This is a genomic window from Shinella sp. BE166 (genome assembly GCF_051201095.1).
Lineage (GTDB): Bacteria > Pseudomonadota > Alphaproteobacteria > Rhizobiales > Rhizobiaceae > Shinella > Shinella lacus.
This window is the reverse complement of record NZ_JBPEHL010000015.1, coordinates 42,188-59,831: the sequence shown is the minus strand read 5'-3', so window position 1 is coordinate 59,831 and position 17,644 is coordinate 42,188. Positions and strand designations below refer to the sequence as shown.

Sequence of the window (17,644 nt, the reverse complement as noted above, 5' to 3'; positions counted from 1 at the left end):
CCATGACCGATAAGACCTACAACGTGCTGTTCCTCTGCACGGGCAATTCCGCTCGTTCTATTCTCGCCGAATCCATCCTCAACAAGGAGGGCGGCGGACGGTTTAAAGCCTTCTCCGCCGGCAGCCAGCCGAAGGGCGAAGTCAATCCGCATGCGCTGAAGGAGCTGGAAGCGTTAGGCTATCCATCGACGGGCTTCTCATCGAAGAGCTGGGACGTGTTCGCAGAACCCGGCGCGCCGCAGATGGATTTCATCTTCACCGTCTGCGACAGCGCCGCCGGCGAAGCCTGCCCGGTCTGGATCGGCCATCCGATGACCGCTCATTGGGGTGTCGAGGACCCTGCCGCCGTCACGGGCTCGGACGTCGAGATCCAGCGTGCCTTCGCTCAAGCCGCGCGTTTCCTCAAGAACCGGATCGCAGCTTTTGTCAGCCTGCCGCTGGCATCCATCGATCAAATGGCGCTCGAAACGAAACTTCGCCAGATCGGTGCGATGGAAGGTTCGACGTCGCCGCAGGGAAAGTCCGCCTGATGTCCACGTTCGAACGCTATCTGACCATCTGGGTATTCCTGTGCATTATCGTCGGTGTTGCCCTCGGCCATGTCATGCCCGGTCTCTTTCAGATCATCGGCGCGGCCGAGGTCGCCAAGGTGAACATCCCCGTCGCGATCCTGATCTGGTTGATGATCATTCCGATGCTGCTGAAGATCGATTTCCGCTCACTAGCGCAGGTCGGCACCTACTGGCGCGGCATCGGCGTGACATTGTTCATCAACTGGGCTGTCAAGCCATTCTCCATGGCGCTGCTCGGTTGGCTCTTCATCGGTTGGTTGTTCCGCCCCTATCTTCCCACGGACCAGATCGACTCCTACATCGCCGGACTGATTATCCTGGCCGCCGCCCCCTGCACGGCAATGGTGTTCGTCTGGAGCAACTTGACGCGTGGCGAGCCGCTGTTCACCCTCTCCCAGGTTGCGCTTAACGATGCGATCATGGTCGTGGCCTTCGCGCCGATCGTCGGACTGCTGCTCGGTCTCTCCGCCATCACAGTGCCCTGGGACACGCTTGTTCTCTCGGTCGCCCTTTACATCGTCGTGCCCGTTGTCATCGCGCAGATCATCAGGCACCGCCTCACCGCCGACGGGACGACAGGGGCGCTGGACCGCACGCTCGCAAAACTCCAACCGATCTCGCTGTTGGCGCTCCTCGCGACGCTGGTTCTTCTCTTCGCGTTCCAGGGTGAGCAGATCATCGCCCAGCCGGCCATCATCGGCTTGCTCGCCGTGCCGATCCTGATCCAGGTCTACTTCAATTCGGGTCTCGCCTACATCCTGAACCGCATGTCCGGCGAGCGCCATTGCGTCGCTGGGCCGTCGGCGCTTATCGGCGCCTCCAACTTCTTCGAGCTAGCCGTCGCGAGCGCCATCAGCCTGTTCGGCTTCCAGTCTGGTGCAGCACTAGCCACTGTCGTCGGCGTTCTCATCGAGGTTCCGGTCATGCTCTCGGTCGTCTGGATCGTGAACCGCTCGAAGGACTGGTACGAGGCCGCGCCGTCCGTATCCCGAACCACCATCACCGAAAGGCATTGACCATGGACGCCACGATCTACCACAATCCGTCCTGCGGGACGTCCCGCAATACGCTGGCGCTGATCCGCGCCGCTGGGATCGAACCAACCGTCGTCGAGTATCTTCAGGCCCCGCCGACGCGCGAGCAGCTCGCGACGATGATCGCGGATGCTGGCCTGACGGTCCGGAAAGCCATTCGCGAGAAGGGCACGCCCTATGCCGAACTCGGGCTCGACAATCCGGTCCTGACCGACGACCAACTGCTCGACGCAATGATCGAGATGCCGATCCTTATCAACCGCCCGTTCGTTGTGACACCGCTCGGCACCAGGCTCGCCCGCCCTTCCGAAGCTGCGCTCGACATCCTGCCGGAGACATTCGACGGACCGTTCTTCAAGGAAGATGGAGAGCAGGTCCTCGACCAGGAAGGAAAGCGCATTGCCTGACACATTCCCAGCACTGCAGGGCGATCATCTGCATTCGACAGATATCGATGCCCTGCGCCCGGCATTCTCGACGCACAAGCCGCGTATTCTGATCCTCTACGGCTCGCTACGCGAAGTCTCGTATAGTCGCCTTCTCGCGTTCGAAGCCCGTCGGCTGCTCGAGCGGCTCGGATGCGAGGTTCGCATGTTCGACCCTAAGGGTCTGCCGCTACCCGACGAAGCGCCCACAAGCCATCCGAAGGTGCAGGAACTGCGCGATCTCTCCCAATGGTCGGAAGGCCAGGTCTGGGTGAGCCCGGAACGCCACGGCGCGATGACCGGCATCATGAAGTCGCAGATCGACTGGATTCCGCTTTCGGTCGGATCGGTTCGCCCCACGCAGGGCAGGACACTTGCCGTTATGGAAGTCTCCGGCGGCAGCCAGTCCTTCAATGCTGTCAACCAGATGCGTATTCTCGGTCGCTGGATGCGGATGATCACCATTCCCAACCAGTCCTCGGTCGCCAGAGCTTATCAGGAGTTCGACGCCGACGGTCGGATGAAGCCCTCGTCCTACTATGACAGGGTCGTCGACGTCTGCGAGGAACTGGTGAAGTTCACCCTGCTGACGCGTGACGCATCCGCCTACCTGACTGATCGCTACAGCGAGCGCAAGGAACAGGCGTCGGAGTTGGAGAAGCGCGTGTCACTGCGGTCAATTTGACATGAAAGGAGCGGCGCCGGGACTTCGCTCGCAAAGAGCCATTGTGCCTGGGTCGAACCGCTCCATACGACGCGCATAGCATGCGCAGAAACGGTCGAATTGCTTCTGCAAAGCGATTTGTTCGATCCCCACGCAGCATGATATAAGGAACCCGCAGATTGGTTCACTCGAATTTGCGGGACACGTAACGACCACAGATGTCCATGGTGAGATGAGCAAACGTCCCCAGAGAAGGCCCTCTTACGATCGGTGTGACGACGACGCCTAGTTATTAGCGTCTCGCTACCGTCGTTTGAACCTTTCTTGGAGATTCCTATGTTCTCGCTCTCATCGCGTTCAGCGATCGTGGGGGCGTGCCTGTGCTGGGCGATCGGTACCATCCTCAGCAAGACACTCCTTTCGTCGTTTCCGCCTATCACAATTCTCGTTTTTCAACTTGCCCCGAGCGTGATCGCTCTCTGGTTGGCAGTCGTTTTCAGCCGGTCAAGAATTCCACCTACTCGCATGCTGCCGTCCATAGCGCTGCTTGGCCTCCTAAATCCCGGATGGGCATACACGTTCAGCATGTTTGGCCTTGCAGAGACCAGTGCGAGCGTCGCCACCTTGCTTTGGGCATTTGAACCGATCCTCATCGTTGGTCTTGCCTGGGCATTCCTTAGGGAGAGGATCGATCGTCAGCTTATCAGCCTCGTTGCCGTCGCGACCTGTGGTGTTATGCTTGTGAACGGAATAGCGAGTGGCGCTTCGTCCTCGATGGTGAACCCTGGTTCAGCCCTGATCCTGGCCGGCGTGCTCTGCTGTGCGATCTATACTATCCTCGCGCGCAATCTTGCAGCTGATCCGTTATTCACGGTCGCTGTTCAGCAGACTGTGGCGCTTGGATGGGTTCTTGCGATCTGGCCCTTCGAATTGCGGTCCTTAAGCCTACCGGACGTGAACGCTGTTCCTCTCCAGGATGTGACGACGATCGTTCTTTCAGGGCTTCTCTACTACGCGCTCGCCTATTGGCTCTACCTGCACGCACTCCGGTCGATGCCTGCAAGCGTAGCCGGAAGCTTCTTCAATCTCATCCCAGTCTTTGGGGTGGTCGGATCACTCATCTTCTTGGGGAGCGTCTCGCCCCGCTACAGTGGTTGGGAGCGGCTCTGATTGTCGGCGCGGCCATAAGGGTTCTGCGGCAAGATACCCAGGAGCGTGTTGCCAATCCAGCAGCACGCAGCGGCATCTCGGGACGATCCCAACCACTATCTATGCTCGACGAGCATCAACTTGATGATATCGGGCTTACCCGGAAATCAGCGTCTGAAGTCGACAAGAGGAGCAAAGCTAAACATAAACAATGAGGTGCTCACGCGGCGAGACGATCGACTTGTTGATGCGTTCGTGCGCCGCTTCGTTCAGTTTGACCTTCTAGGATTTGGCGACGGAGCTCTGCTTCGTCGCCATCGCGACCGCGACGAACGCGGCAATGCCGATTGAGCCGAGGGCCGCGCTTAGAACGAGTGACGCGCCTATGCCGAATTGCTCCATCGTCGCCGCAAAGGCGAAGGGTGCTGCGGCGCCTGCAACCAGTCTCGCTGCCGCCATCTTGCCGGTGAGAGCGCCGTACCCATCCGAGCCGAACAGATAGAGAGGCAAACTGCCTTGGGCGATGCTGTTGATGCCCGATCCCAGACCGAGGCAAATCGAGAAGGCAACCGCACCCGGAAGCCAATTGCCGGACAGCGCCAGGATGATAACGCTTAGGACCATGAGTGCTGCGGACACGACGGCGAGACCTGGCGGCGCGAGGCGCGTGCCGAAAACCATGTTGATCAGCCGGCTGAGGACCTGCGCTGGGCCAAACAGAGCGCCGATGACGACAGCCGCACTTCCAAGACCGAGCGCACCGAGCATTGGCACCATATGCGCCAAAATCGCCCCCAGGGTGAAGCCCAGAAGCGCGAATGCGGCCGAGACGATCAGCACAGCGCCGCGGCGCCGTTCGCGCGGGATTGCGCCAATGACAGGCTCACGTATGGACCTCTGTCCACCTGCCGCGGCAACCCTCCCCTTCCGCATGATCCAGAAGTGGAGTGGCATGCAGACGAGAAGATTGAGCCCGGCATAGACGAGGTAGATCTCACGCCAGGAAAGATAGCCGAGCAGCGCAGTGGCGATCGGCCAGAAGATCGTGGAGGCAAAACCGGCGATAAGCGTGAGATAAGTGATGCTTCGCGATGCGGATCGTGCATCAGCCTCCACCAGCGCTGCGAACGCGGCCTGATACTGGACCATTCCCGAGGATATCTCGAGTAGGACGATGGCCAACGCGAAGACTGCTACCGACGGCGACCACGCACAGAAGATCAAGGTCAGCGCGGAAACAGCAGAGCCGATCGCCATTACCATGGCCGCGCCGATGCGATCCATCTGCCGACCAATATACGGCGCTGACAAGCCGCCAACGAACAGTGATGCGGAGAAGACGGCGAAGACCTGCGAAACGGTAAGGCCAAGATCCTTCGCCATACCGGGCGCGAGGATGCTGAAGCTGTAGTAGAGGCTGCCATAACCGATGATTTGGGTCAGGCCGAGTGCGGCGACGATGCCGACAGGTACATTCCGATCACGCAAGGACGTCGCCCTCGCTCCGGGCATCATTCGGCTTGCAGCAATTATCGGAACGCTCGACGCTCTCGCGGATGACGGGATGACCTGCACAACAGTCATTCATCAGGAACTTAACGAGATCGGCCAAGGCATCGTAGCTGGCACTGTAGACAATCGATCGAGATTTACGTCGCTGCGTGATCAGGCCCGAGCGCTCCAGTTCCTTCAGGTGGAACGACACATTCGATGGCGAGACGCCCATGCGTTCAGCGATCAGCCCCGCGGCAAGACCCTGGGGACCCGCAACCACCAGAATGCGAACGATGGCGAGGCGCGTTTCTTGCGACAGGGCCGCAAAGGATGAGAGGGCTTGACGTTCGTCCATGCTTCAATAATCCTTGAATCATTGAACCGAAGGAGTAACGTACATGAACGCGATCGACAAGGCCCTTTCTTCCGACATCACGCTTGGCCAGCTTCTTGATGACCTCGCCGCTGCACCGGAGGCGTCGCTGGTGTTTCTCTACGAAGGTCGGCCGGTGCAGGCTGGCTATCATGTCACCGAGGTCAAAGCAGGCGCGTTTTCGGCACTCGACTGTGGCGCCAATCCAGAAGCCTGGTCGGAGATGTTCGTCCAACTCTGGGATATCGCCGAAGACGGCAGGAGCCATATGCCCGCCGGCAAGTTTTCGGCGATCATCCGGAAAGTTTCGGATCACGTTCAGCTTGACCCGACGGCCAAGCTCACCTTCGAGGTTAGCGATGGAGACCGGCCGATGGCGCTCTATTGCGCATCCTCCCCACGCCTCGCTGGAGACCGGTTCGAGGTGGCTCTGACCGCCCGTCCGTCGAGCTGCAAGCCGCGCGATCGTTGGCTGACCGAAGAGAAGGCGAAGGCTGCCTGCTGTGGGCTCATGGCGCCTACCAGTTCAAAGTGCTGCGCCTGAGACATTCAGACTGTCGATCCGATAAGCAGCGTCAGGCCGCCGGCGATCAGAACGATCGCCATCACCTGCGCGACACGTTTTCCGCCGGGAGCAAGTTTCTCGGTCGCGACATAGAGAGCGATACCGGTTATCCACCAGATGTTCATGACGCCGCCGACAAACAGCAGCGCCATCAATGCCCAGCAGCAGCCGAGACAATAGCCGCCATGGATGAGCCCCATCCGGAACGCCGCCGCGTGCCCGCTGCGTCGATGGCGGGTGAGCGCCTCGACCGGACTGCGACAGAAATCCAGACAAGCGGCTTTCAACGGCGACAGCTGATAAAGTCCGGCGCCGATGAACACCGCTGCGGCGAGATAGGTCGTTGCCAGGTTCATGTACATGGCGGAAACAAGCCCACCTGCCGACAAAGCCCCTTGCACGAGGGTCGCAGCCGCGCTGAATCCCGCCCATACCGCGAGATAGCCGAGGAGGAATTCAAGCGCGCGCCGAACGCCGCGGTCCCGGTTAAGCGCCCCGTAGAGCAGAACGACCGGCGCGGCGCTGGGAACCATCATGGCCACCATCATCAGCCACCACATGACGAAGATAACGAGGGCATAGCCGGGCGTCCAGATCATCGGACCGACCATATCCGGCGTTCCGGCGATAAGCGCACCGGCCGGACCTGTCTCTCTCGACATATCGAGCGACGACATGCCCGTTCCGCCGCCCGCCAGAATATAGGCGGCGGAAAGTGCCACGACGCTCATCAACGAGATCGTGACGATCAGGCGATCGCGGGCAAGCAGACCTTCAAGTGTCGACAGGCCCATGGCGAACCCCTATGCGGCGTGATCGATGACGCCCTGCCCGTTCATGTAAACCCGGCAGATATGGGCATGCGTTCCTTTGTTCCGTTCAAGCGAGATCGCCCCGGATGTCCGCGTGGTGCCGCTGGCCATTTCCGCCACGCGATACTCGAAGCCGTGTGGCAGGTTGATGCGTGCCCGATGCTCCGCACCCGTTACCGGATTGCGGATCGGCTCGACGCCAAGATCGAATACGTCCGCCACCCGCACATATCCCGTTCGCGCTTCCGCATCGACTTGCGCGTCAATCCGCTTCGTCAGCGTTTCGAGCTTGTTCGGCGACATCTTGCTGAACACCCAGAACATGGTCGCCATGTCCTCGGTGTCGCTGCCCGTGACGATCTTCTCCACGGCCTCCCGCTGCTCCGGCGTGAGCGTGGTGTCGACGACCAACTGTATCGTTCCGTTGCCAAGATGGATCGGACCGGGCCATTTGGCTGTCAGCGCAAACTTCACGCCGTCCAGCCGGACATCGCCAAAATGCCCCTTCCTCACGATGAAGCCCACGGCGGCTTCGCAACTGCCGTGGGTCGGAAGCGAATTGAACTGGCACGGGCATCCAAAATTGCAATTGCAGTTCGCGACCTCCGTCGCGTCGATTTCCCAAGGCGTCATGTCAGCCTCCTGAAACTGGTCCCGATGACCGTCATTACAGATACCACTAAAGTACGGTGCTAGATAGGGCGGAGCGACGGCGCCGAGCTGGAGCAACCTCAGATCTTGGGCCGAACCTCCAGGAAGACCGACGTGTTGCCGTCCTTGCCGACGCCGATCACATCGTAGGAGGCAGAGGGATCGTCGCCCATGCCGAGCGATCCGGCCGGCATGCCCGGCACGACCAGCCCGGCAAGGTCCGCTCTGCTTTCAAGCATCCGCGTCGCTTCGAGGGGAACATGACCCTCGAGGAACTGACCGCGGTAGACCGCCGTGTGGCAGCCCTGGATATCCAGCGGCACACCGAGCTTCTGTTTAAGGGAGACCAGGTCACGCTCTTCGACGATCTCCACCCGATATCCCGCCTTCCCGTAGGCGTCCGCCCATAGAGAGCAGCAGCCGCAATTGGGGTCTTTGTGAACCGTCAAGATATCGGCATTCGTCGCTGCGAATGCAGTGGTGACGGGGAACGCGGCGGTGGCGGCCAGGGCCACGATGAACTCTCTTCTTTTCATGGTCATGCTCCTTCAAGAGCCGGCGCGGGAACGGTCTCCGACGCGGCAGGTTGATGCTTCTCGGTCTTCTCGAGCCCAAACCCCTTTACGAGGCCGTAGACGGCGGGAATGACGATCAGGGTGAGCAGGGTCGACGAGACCATGCCGCCGATCATCGGTACGGCGATCCTCTGCATGATCTCCGATCCGGTGCCCGTGCTCCAGAGGATCGGAACAAGGCCCGCCATGATGGCGACGACCGTCATCATTTTCGGCCGCAGGCGCTCCACCGCGCCGACCATGATCGCATGGTTCAAGTCGGCGGGACCGAAACGGCGGCCTGCGCGTTCGCAGGTCTCCTTCTGCTCCTGGAGCGCCTGGTCGAGATAAATCAGCATGATCACGCCGGTCTCGGCGGCGACGCCGGCGAGCGCAATGAAGCCAACGGCAACGGCAACGGAAGCGTTGAAGCCGAGCCACCACATCAGCCAGATGCCGCCGACCAGCGCGAAGGGCAAGGACAGCATGACGATCAGCGTCTCCGTCAGCCGGCCGAAGTTGAGGTAGAGCAAGAGGAAGATCAGTGCGAGGGTCAGCGGTACGACGATGGAAAGCCGCGCTTTGGCCCGTTCGAGATATTCGAACTGGCCGCTCCAGGCGACGGAATAACCCGGCGGCATCGATACGAGCTCGGCGACGGCCTTTTGCGCACCGGCAACGTAGCTGCCAAGATCACGCCCGGCTATATCGACGAATACGTAGACGGCAAGCTGTCCGTTCTCGGTGCGGATCGATGTCGCGCCGCGGGTAAGCTCAATCTTGGCGACCTCGCCGAGCGGGACTGTACCTCCACCCGGCAGCGAGACCTGCACATCTTCGGCGATCGATTTCGGATCGCTGCGATAGGCGCGGGGATAGCGCACCGCCACGCTATATCGCTCCCGGCCCTCGATGGTAGAGGTGATACTCTCCGAGCCGAGCGCCATGGCGATGACGTCCTGAACGGCGCCGACACTCAGGCCGTAACGCGCCAAGGCGTCGCGGTTCGGTAAGATGTCGAGGTAGTAGCCGCCGATGACGCGCTCGGCATAGGCCGACGACGTACCGGGCACGGTTTTGAGAGTGGTTTCGATGTCGCGCGCGATGCGCTCCATTTCCTTGAGATCGGTTCCGAACACTTTTACCCCGACAGGCGTGCGGATGCCCGTCGAGAGCATGTCGATGCGCGCCCGGATCGGCATGGTCCAGGCATTGGACACGCCGGGGAATTGCAGCGCCGCATCCATCTCCTGCTTGAGGCTGTCGACGGTCACGCCGGGCCGCCATTGATCCTGGGGTTTCAGCGTGATGATCGTCTCGAACATTTCTGTCGGTGCGGGATCGGTCGCGGTCAAGGCGCGCCCGGCTTTGCCGAACACGGTCTCGACCTCCGGGAACGACTTGATGATGCGGTTCTGCGTCTGCAGAAGCTCCGCCGCCTTGGTGACGGAGAGACCCGGCAAGGTCGTCGGCATGTACATGAGCGTGCCTTCGTTCAGCGAGGGCATGAACTCGCTGCCGATCTGCCGGGTGGGCCAGGCCGTGGCGGCGAGGATACCCAGCGCCAGCAGGATCGTCAGCACCTTGGCCTTGAGCACGCCGGAGATGATCGGACGATACAGCCAGATGAGCACGCGGTTCACCGGGTTGCGGTGTTCCGGTACGATCCGGCCGCGCACAAAAATCACCATCAGCGCGGGGACCAATGTAACCGAGAGAAGCGCAGCAGCAGCCATCGCAAAGGTCTTGGTGAAGGCGAGAGGCCCGAACAGTCGCCCCTCCTGCGATTCCAGCGTAAAGATCGGCAGGAATGACACGGTGATGATCAGCAGGCTGAAGAACAGCGCCGGGCCGACTTCGGACGCTGCGTCAACCAGCACCTCGGTTCGTGGCTTGTCGGGCGGCGCGCGTTCGAGATGCTTGTGGGCGTTTTCAATCATGACGATTGCAGCGTCGATCATCGCGCCGATGGCAATCGCGATGCCGCCAAGGCTCATGATGTTGGAGCCGAGCCCGAGCACGCGCATTGCCATGAAGGCCATCAGGATGCCGACAGGCAGCATGATGATCGCGACCAGCGCACTGCGGACATGCAGCAGGAAGACGACAGTCACGAGCGCGACGACGATCGATTCTTCGACCAGCGTCGACTTCAAGGTCTCGATCGCCGCTTCGATCAGCCGCGAACGATCATAAACTGGCACAATCTCCGCGCCGCCGGGCAGGCTCATTTCGGCGATTTCCAGATTCATCTTGGCATTGTCGATAACGGTCAGGGCGTTCTCACCAAAACGCTGGAGCACGATGCCGCTTGCCACCTCTCCCTCGCCATTCAGCTCGGCTATGCCGCGGCGTTCGTCGCCGGCAACCTCAACCCTGGCGACGTCAGAGAGGCGCAACGGAACACCATCCTGGCTCCTGAGACCGATGCTCTCGATGTCTTCGACGCCTTTGAGATAGCCACGGCCGCGGACCATGAACTCGAACTCCGACAGCTCGACCGTTCGCCCGCCGACGTCGCGGTTGCTCGAACGCACGGCATTGGCGATGTCTTCGAGTGACACACCCTGCGCCTTGAGCCTGATGGGGTCGACGACGATGGAGTATTGCTTCACGAAGCCGCCGACACTTGCCACTTCGGCAACACCCTCGGTCTTCGAGACGGCGAAGCGCACTACCCAGTCCTGAAGCGACCGTAGCTCCGCAAGCGACAGTTCCTTCGCGACGACCGCATACTGGTAAACCCAGCCGACGCCCGTCGCGTCCGGTCCGAGCGTGGGCGTCACGCCCCGCGGCAGCCGGCTTGCCGCCGCGTTCAGATATTCGAGCACCCGGCTGCGCGCCCAATAGGGATCGGTCCCGTCTTCGAAGATCACGTAAACGAACGAAACACCGAAGAACGAGAAGCCACGTACGACCTTGGATTTCGGGACCGTCAGCATCGACGTCGTCAGGGGATAGGTGACCTGATCCTCGACCACCTGCGGAGCCTGGCCCGGATAATCCGTGAAGACGATCACCTGGACATCCGAGAGATCGGGGATTGCGTCGAGCGGCAAGGAGCGCAGCGAATAGAGGCCGCCGGCGACGGCAAGTGCCGCGCCGACGATGACAAGCAGCAGGTTGCGCGCCGACCACGCGATGAGGTTCGAGATCATGGCTTGGCCTCCTCAGCTGTCATGGCATTGAGGGCGGAGGTCAGGTTGCTTTCGGCGTCGAGCAGAAAGTTGGCCGCAACGACGACACGCTCGCCGGGCTTGATCCCCTCCGTGATCGCGATTTCCCTGTTCCCGCGCAGGCCCTGCTTGACGTCGCGCGGCTCGAAACGGCCCTCGCCCAGATCGATGAACACGATCTGCCGATCGCCACTGTCGATGACCGCGGTTTCCGGTACGCTTACGACCGGGGCCGGCGATCCGCTCTCAATTTCGACCTCGGCCAGCATGTTCGCCAGCAGCGCGCCGTCCGGGTTGGCGATTTCGATTCGAACCTTGGCTGTGCGGGTCTCTGTGCGGAGTTCAGGATAGACAAGCGCGACCTTGCCCACGAACTGCTTGCCGGGCAGGCTGCGAACCGAAACGGTCGCTCTCGCTCCCTCACGCACGGCATCGAACTGGCTTTCGGGTACGTCGGCGACGACCCAGAGTTCGGACGTGTCGGCGATGCGGAACAACGGCTGCCCGACGCTTGCCATCATGCCCGGCGTGGCCAGCCGTTCGAGGATCACGCCCGATACCGGGGTTTCGAACGCGATCCTGTCAGGCACTTTCCGGTTTTGGCGCATGGCGTCGATTGCTTTGGATGAGAGGCCGTAGTTTCTAAGCTTGAGTGCGCCGCCTTTGTTTGCAGCATCCTGGCCGATCACAAGCTCGGCGCCAGCGGCGGCGATATCCTTCGAATAGAACTGAAACAGCGGTTCGCCCATTTGCACCTTGTCGCCCGTGGTGACGTCGGACACCGCCTCGATGAAGGCGTCGGTTCGCATGGTCACCACGCTGACGCGGCGCTCGTCGAGCAGGATTGTGCCCGGCACCCGAATCGTGCGCGAGATCGGTGCGAGCTTCGCCTCCACAGACCTCACGCCCGTTCGCTGCAGTTTGCCTAGTGAGACCTTGACGGTTGTGCCGTCATCATCGGCTACGCCTTCGAACACCGGGATGTAGTCCATCCCCATGGAATCCCTCTTGGGCACGTTCGAGGTGTCCGGCAGGCCCATCGGGTTGCGATAATAGAGGATTTTGCGGGCTTGCGAGGCGACTGCGTCCGCAGCCTTGTCGGTGGTTTTTGCGGTGTCATCGAAGCTCACGTCCTCGCTCGCGCGGACGGGCACGAAGTCACGCCCGTCCGACGTTTTCCTGGGCGTGGCCGAATAGTCGGGACTTCCGTCCGGATGCCGGTAATAGATGACCATCCCAGAGCCTTCCGGCTTCTCGGTGGCCTCCGACCATTCTGGCGGCAGCCATGCAGCGACCGTGGCGGGATCGAACGGCGATTTGCCCGATCCCACGAGGTATCCTCCCCCGCCGGCCACGGCGAGGGAAACAGTAATCAGTGCGGCGCGGAGCATGGTCAGTCGCCGACCTTGAGGATGACTTCGCCCTGCGCCGTCTCTTCCTCACCCTGGATTTTTGCCGCCATCTTGAAGCGCCAGCCACCGGCCATGCTCAGGTTCAGCTTGAAGCGGTAGACGCCGGGTTCCTCGGTCGGCAGCGCGTCGACTTTGGAGGTCATCGCCTCCATGCCGTCGGGCGCCATATCGAGGCGGGTTTCGAAAATCACCGCATCAGCCACGGGCTGGCCGGTGCGTTTGTCGACGATCTTCACCGCGAATTCAGACTCCGGTCCGGGCGGCAGTTCCGTCTTAACGGGCTGGAACTCGTAGTCGGCGGCGCCGGCGAAGGCAGGGAGAGCGGAGGTGGAAAGGAGAAGGGTTGCGAGGGCGATCCTCGCGCTCGTGCGAATGGTGTTCATGGTTTCACATCTTCATACTGGCGGACGTAGGTCCGACCTTGTTGATACCGGTCACGCATGCCCGCAGCATCACCGCGTTCAGCGTCATCATCGAAGAGGATGTGAAATCAGGCTCTGGGGGGTCGCGCCGGAGGTTTTTCCTCCAGCGAATTTAAGCGGTCGAACCGCTGGCTATCGTACTCGAGCGGCGCCCATGCCAGCGCGGCAGAGGTCCAGGAAGCCTTGAACACCGCGAGAGGTGCCGGCGTCGAGCAGATGATGACGAACGGGCAGCTCTGGTCGCAGCCCGATTTGACCGGCTGCTCATCCGGGCAACAGGACATGTCGTCCGGCATTCCAGCCATAGCGTCGACCGCGGCGGCGGCGGTCATGTCGACCATCGCAATCTCGGCTGCACTCGTGCTCACAGGAGCGGTCAGCATCCCGACAAGGGCAAAAAGCGTCAGGAGCCGCAAAAGAGCAGAGACAAGATTCATCAACTCCTTGATTGGCACAGGGCGCATAACTTTGAAAGAGGATCACGGAAATTTGCGATAGCGAGTGGCCCTCCCCAATTCAGCAGCGAAGAAGGGTATTCGCATTTTGCATACAATCGGCAAAGTCTTGCTGCGTTGCAGGTCTAGAACCATGCCGAACTTACGATCCTATTCTACTGGAAATTCCGGGCTTTAGGGAACGGGTTCGGCATAGCCTCAGGCTTGAGATAAGTGAGAGATTTGCATATCGGTACGCTGAAGGTGAAGGCCCGGAATTTTCACCAGATTTTACCCTGAACGCGGCAAAACAGCCGATGCCGGCGCTCTGAATTCTATTCCAGAAACACTTCACCGCTGCGCGACTTGACCCAGCCGCTCCAGCATGGCGAAGAAACGCCACCAATTGAAGCCTGTAGGATCGTGCATCGTGGATTGAATCCTATAATTTCAATCGTGGGGATCAGATTTCTGAGGGGGGTGCCGAGATAGTCGCGACCAGCCGGGCGCGTCAATTTTTGGGCGCGGGATGCCGCGCGTCCTTTCAGCCATCGTAGCCAACGCCCGCAGACGATCCTGATCGTGTTAGGGCGGTTCCAGAACCCATTGCTGCGGTTTTCGAAAACGCTGATGAGGCCCATCCTGGCGGCGTCACGGATGGCATAGCGGGCGGTGGTGCATCCGACGCCCGCGCGCGCGGCGATTTCAGGCAGTGACATCGTCGATTGGCCGTGATCCATTACCGCACGAGCGATGACGGAGAGCACCGCGAGCTTACTGACGGTGAAGGCCTGGGCCAGGCATGTCGGAATGATGCAGTCCTTGGCGAGCCCTCGCCGGCGAAGCCAGCAGGCGGCCCGCTTTTGCAGGGGAATCGCCGGCCGGCAATGACGGGCGTATCCGTTCGTCCGAGATGCTCGCGCTCCCGTGCCGATCGACATCCGCCGGTGCTCGATGACAGGAGCGAGATATTCCATCTCCTCGTCGGCGATCAGTCCTTCGCCGTTCAGCACCCAGGCCGCTTTCGCGCACTCATCGACTTCTTGGTGCGTACCGGCTGCAAGCAGGCGCACCAATAGGTTCGGCCCATAGGCCGTTCGGATCGTGGCAAGCATGATCTCTCCATATTCGAAAATAATCGCGGAGGGACCGGCGCGCAGGACACACATATCCGTGGCAAGAATTAGCTTGCAGCGGCGGGGTCAATGTGCGAAAAAATCGGTGGCTATAAGACTTTTGCGCACATCTTCGTGTGTCACTCGACCCGTCTCTCCGAGGCGGGTTTTATTTTGTCTACGGCATGGCATCCTCCACCGCTCGATTGCTGACGAAGCGAGTCGCGACAGTAATTATATTTTACTCGCAGACCAACCAAAAAGCAGAGCCGCCGCGAAAACGCCGCTTTTCACTCGTGTAGAGGTTGCGCGTCAAAACTGGAGGCTGGCGGTGTCGTATCCGCCCGCTCCTCCATCAGCTTATCGAACGATCCTCCGCCATACTCCGCGATCAGGGCCAGCGGTTCCGGCCCCTTCGACGCCGTGCGACGGGACTAGGAAAGGATGACCGCAAATGGCCATTGAGAGTGCCGCCGAACTTGTGCAATTCCTCGCGGAGGAGCTTCGACAGCGAGGGACGAAGCTCCATGAATTTTCGGAGATGACGGGTATTTCGGAAGAGCGGCTGGAATACCTTCAGGCCGGCGCCTGGCATCGCCTGACGGTCAAGGAGATCGGCGCCATCGCTGAGTGCCTGCATGTCGATTTCACGGCGATCTGGTCACTTGTCCAGAAGCACGGAAACAGGATGGGTGAACGCCCCCGACCATAGACCGCTGGCGCTGTCCCTGGCCGACGATTCGGCAACCGCATAGGCGGCGGACACCGGAGCGCCGGACGGAAACACGGCGGCGAACGCCGCGCCGAAGGAAATCAGCGCGGTCCCGACATCGATAGTGGTGTTGTCGAGCTGGGCGGCGCAGACGACGAAGGTTGCATCGTCCTTTGCCCGGCCGACGGGCTGGCACCCGATCGAACCCGTCGAAAACAGCGCTGCGAGAGACGCAATCGACTGCATGCCGCAATCGCTTTCCGTCCCGTCAGGAGCGCGATACACCGTTCCGCGTATGCAGGCTTGCACGCCGAACAGCCTGAATTTCCGGCCTTCGTACTGCCAGCTATCACCTGTCTCAAAGCTAACCGCCGCAGGAAACGAGATGGTCTGCTCCTGCGCGCGCGCCGTCGTCGCCAGCAGCAGAGCCAGGGCGAGGGAAAGCTCAATCCGCATCTTGGAACCCCATCGATCGTGAAAGCGATTGCGATGCCTCGAGGTCCGGTCGGCGGGATCGGCCGTCCTGTGTTCGCCCGATTGCCGCGAGACCGAGAAAGACCATGCTGTCGTCATCGTTGACGGTCTTGAACGGTTCGCCCTTGCCGCCGACGAGGACAAAGCATGACGCCGGAGTGGTCTCGTCAGCGGCCGGTGTCAGAACCAGGGTCTTGCAAAGGATGACGCTGCCACGCCTGTTATAGACCGCCTCGGCATAGTCGCGTGCCGCGTCGGCGCAGTCCCAGGACTGCATCCGGTTATAAACGACCTTCTCCGTCGGGCAGGCGTTCAGGCCGCGCAGCGTCAACCGCCGGCCGGCGATCATCCGCTCGACCGGGCCGCCGATTTCGACCTCCCCATCGAGCTTTTCCACAGACCGCGCCGCAAGCCTTCCTTCGGCGTCGAAGCGCTCCAGCACGAACGTCTTCGCCCCCTCCTCCCGGAACTGACGAAGGTAGTCTGGCGACGGCTCCCCATAGGGATCTTCACCCTCTGCAACGGCGAATCCCGCGCCTCCGACGATGAGGGAAACGGCCATCCTGAGAACCTTGAGTTGTTTGCGCATTGCAGAAAAAGCCATTTCTGAATTGACAGAAGAATCCTTCGCGAATTAACTATAGTTTATTCGCAAATGCGGCAACCCGGACATTCGAATTGAAAACCACCCTGCTTTTCCTCCTCATCACGACCTCGCCGATCGCGGCGCAAGCCTGCGATCCGGTCGATGCGGACCGCGTTCTGGATATGGTACGGACCATCGCCACCGAAAAAGACCTCGACCCCGATCTGGCGCTCGCTGTGGTCGACGTCGAGAGCGCCGGCGGCCAGCACCAGGTCTCGGATGCGGGTGCCGTCGGCATCATGCAGCTGATGCCGGAGACCGCCTCCGACTATGGCGTGACCGACCGGTGCGACCCGGAAGAAAACATCCGCGCAGGTGTCCGCTACCTCAAGAAGCTCTACGGAGAATTCGACGATCCGCTGCTGATGCTCGCCGCCTACAATGCCGGCCCTGAGCGGGTCTACCAAAAGGGCGGCATTCCCGAATTCAACGAGACTGCCCAGTACATCGTCAAGGTGATGAACCGCTGGACACTGAACGCCAAGGCATCCGCGGCGCAGGAAAAGCGCAGCGGAAATCACCTCCCCCGAAAAGACACCGTTGCCCTGGCGCCCTCGCCCTGGCGCGACCAGCACGTCTGGACCGCCGAATAGCGCCGGTCCCCCGATCATCCTCCCAAGACATGAAGGACTTCGCATGAGCAATACCCCGATCACGCCGCGCCCGCGCGGCAAGGCCGTCCTGTCGCTGGCGCTGCTCGCGACCACGATCGCCCTGGTGCCTGAACTTGCCTATGCGCAGTCGGCGGCGCCCGTCGAAGGCATCCTCGAATGGTTCGTCGGCGTCCTGCAGGGCAGTGTCGCAAGGTCGCTCGCCATCATCGCCGTCTGCTTCCTCGGCTTCCTGTTCCTGACCGGCCGCATGGCCTGGCAGGGCGCGATCTCCATCGTCATCGGCATCGCGATCATCTTCGGCGCTGCAGAGCTGGTCGACGCCATGAAGGCGGCAGGGGGTGTCTGA

The 17,644-nt window shown here is 61.1% G+C and carries 20 protein-coding genes; 8 read left to right on the top strand and 12 right to left on the bottom strand.

The annotated features are described in order from the left end of the window. Nucleotides 1–2: 2 nt before the first annotated feature. The 5 genes from J2Y63_RS27520 (at nt 3) to J2Y63_RS27500 (ending at nt 3,865) form a co-directional block, all read left to right on the top strand. Nucleotides 3–530 (top strand): arsenate reductase ArsC, encoded by a 528-nt coding sequence (locus tag J2Y63_RS27520; RefSeq protein WP_435268701.1) that lies wholly within the window; start codon nt 3–5, stop codon nt 528–530. Continuing rightward, entirely contained in the window at nt 530–1,588 is a 1,059-nt protein-coding gene (gene arsB, locus J2Y63_RS27515; protein ID WP_435268700.1) for an ACR3 family arsenite efflux transporter, read from the top strand. The genes J2Y63_RS27520 and arsB overlap by 1 nt, the downstream gene beginning before the upstream one ends. 2 nt (nt 1,589–1,590) lie before the next feature. After that, the gene (gene arsC / locus J2Y63_RS27510; protein WP_435268699.1) at nt 1,591–2,013 is read left to right on the top strand and encodes an arsenate reductase (glutaredoxin); all 423 of its coding nucleotides are present in this window, start codon (nt 1,591–1,593) and stop codon (nt 2,011–2,013) included. Further along, on the top strand, nt 1,970–2,716 hold the full coding sequence (arsH, locus tag J2Y63_RS27505; RefSeq protein WP_435268698.1) for an arsenical resistance protein ArsH: 747 nt from the start codon (nt 1,970–1,972) through the stop codon (nt 2,714–2,716). The genes arsC and arsH overlap by 44 nt, the downstream gene beginning before the upstream one ends. Nucleotides 2,717–3,031: 315 nt before the next feature. Next, entirely contained in the window at nt 3,032–3,865 is an 834-nt protein-coding gene (locus tag J2Y63_RS27500) for a DMT family transporter (protein ID WP_435268697.1), read from the top strand. Nucleotides 3,866–4,126: 261 nt separating this feature from the next. Here J2Y63_RS27500 and arsK read toward each other — a convergent pair whose 3' ends face one another. Both arsK and J2Y63_RS27490 read right to left on the bottom strand, forming a co-directional pair. Beyond that, on the bottom strand, nt 4,127–5,356 hold the full coding sequence (gene arsK / locus J2Y63_RS27495; protein ID WP_435268779.1) for an arsenite efflux MFS transporter ArsK: 1,230 nt from the start codon (nt 5,354–5,356) through the stop codon (nt 4,127–4,129). Continuing rightward, a complete protein-coding gene (locus J2Y63_RS27490; protein ID WP_435268696.1) occupies nt 5,325–5,693 on the bottom strand; it encodes an ArsR/SmtB family transcription factor in 369 nt (122 codons plus the stop codon). The genes arsK and J2Y63_RS27490 overlap by 32 nt, the downstream gene beginning before the upstream one ends. A 43-nt stretch (nt 5,694–5,736) precedes the next feature. Here J2Y63_RS27490 and J2Y63_RS27485 point away from each other — a divergent pair, with 43 nt between their 5' ends. Further along, a complete protein-coding gene (locus J2Y63_RS27485; protein ID WP_435268695.1) occupies nt 5,737–6,255 on the top strand; it encodes a DUF6428 family protein in 519 nt (172 codons plus the stop codon). Between the two features lie 5 nt (nt 6,256–6,260). On the opposite strand, the gene J2Y63_RS27480 is transcribed toward J2Y63_RS27485, so the two are convergent. The 10 genes from J2Y63_RS27480 to J2Y63_RS27435 all read right to left on the bottom strand — a co-directional run bounded on the left by J2Y63_RS27480 (nt 6,261) and on the right by J2Y63_RS27435 (nt 16,627). Next, nucleotides 6,261–7,070, bottom strand: coding sequence for a DUF2182 domain-containing protein (locus J2Y63_RS27480; protein ID WP_435268694.1), 810 nt, complete (start codon nt 7,068–7,070; stop codon nt 6,261–6,263). A 9-nt stretch (nt 7,071–7,079) separates the two neighbouring features. Beyond that, on the bottom strand, nt 7,080–7,721 hold the full coding sequence (locus tag J2Y63_RS27475; protein WP_435268693.1) for a DUF1326 domain-containing protein: 642 nt from the start codon (nt 7,719–7,721) through the stop codon (nt 7,080–7,082). 98 nt (nt 7,722–7,819) lie between these two features. After that, nucleotides 7,820–8,275 carry a DUF411 domain-containing protein gene (locus J2Y63_RS27470; RefSeq protein ID WP_435268692.1) on the bottom strand — a complete coding sequence of 152 codons (456 nt, stop codon included), beginning with the start codon at nt 8,273–8,275 and terminating at the stop codon, nt 7,820–7,822. Nucleotides 8,276–8,277: 2 nt separating this feature from the next. Next, nucleotides 8,278–11,451 carry an efflux RND transporter permease subunit gene (locus J2Y63_RS27465; RefSeq protein ID WP_435268691.1) on the bottom strand — a complete coding sequence of 1,058 codons (3,174 nt, stop codon included), beginning with the start codon at nt 11,449–11,451 and terminating at the stop codon, nt 8,278–8,280. Further along, nucleotides 11,448–12,860 (bottom strand): efflux RND transporter periplasmic adaptor subunit, encoded by a 1,413-nt coding sequence (locus J2Y63_RS27460; protein WP_435268690.1) that lies wholly within the window; start codon nt 12,858–12,860, stop codon nt 11,448–11,450. The genes J2Y63_RS27465 and J2Y63_RS27460 overlap by 4 nt, the downstream gene beginning before the upstream one ends. 2 nt (nt 12,861–12,862) lie before the next feature. Then, nucleotides 12,863–13,264 carry a FixH family protein gene (locus J2Y63_RS27455; protein WP_435268689.1) on the bottom strand — a complete coding sequence of 134 codons (402 nt, stop codon included), beginning with the start codon at nt 13,262–13,264 and terminating at the stop codon, nt 12,863–12,865. Between the two features lie 107 nt (nt 13,265–13,371). After that, entirely contained in the window at nt 13,372–13,740 is a 369-nt protein-coding gene (locus tag J2Y63_RS27450; RefSeq protein ID WP_435268688.1) for a hypothetical protein, read from the bottom strand. A gap of 332 nt (nt 13,741–14,072) precedes the next feature. Continuing rightward, nucleotides 14,073–14,852: a hypothetical protein gene (locus J2Y63_RS27445; RefSeq protein WP_435268687.1), complete on the bottom strand. Its 780-nt coding sequence runs from the start codon at nt 14,850–14,852 to the stop codon at nt 14,073–14,075. Between the two features lie 661 nt (nt 14,853–15,513). Continuing rightward, a complete protein-coding gene (locus J2Y63_RS27440) occupies nt 15,514–16,020 on the bottom strand; it encodes a thermonuclease family protein (RefSeq protein WP_435268686.1) in 507 nt (168 codons plus the stop codon). After that, nucleotides 16,010–16,627 carry a hypothetical protein gene (locus J2Y63_RS27435; protein ID WP_435268685.1) on the bottom strand — a complete coding sequence of 206 codons (618 nt, stop codon included), beginning with the start codon at nt 16,625–16,627 and terminating at the stop codon, nt 16,010–16,012. The genes J2Y63_RS27440 and J2Y63_RS27435 overlap by 11 nt, the downstream gene beginning before the upstream one ends. A gap of 89 nt (nt 16,628–16,716) precedes the next feature. On the opposite strand from J2Y63_RS27435, the gene J2Y63_RS27430 reads away from it, so the two are divergent. Next, the gene (locus J2Y63_RS27430; protein WP_435268684.1) at nt 16,717–17,277 is read left to right on the top strand and encodes a lytic transglycosylase domain-containing protein; all 561 of its coding nucleotides are present in this window, start codon (nt 16,717–16,719) and stop codon (nt 17,275–17,277) included. A 43-nt stretch (nt 17,278–17,320) separates the two neighbouring features. Next, nucleotides 17,321–17,644, top strand: a complete 324-nt coding sequence (locus tag J2Y63_RS27425) for a TrbC/VirB2 family protein (RefSeq protein WP_203320554.1) — start codon at nt 17,321–17,323, stop codon at nt 17,642–17,644.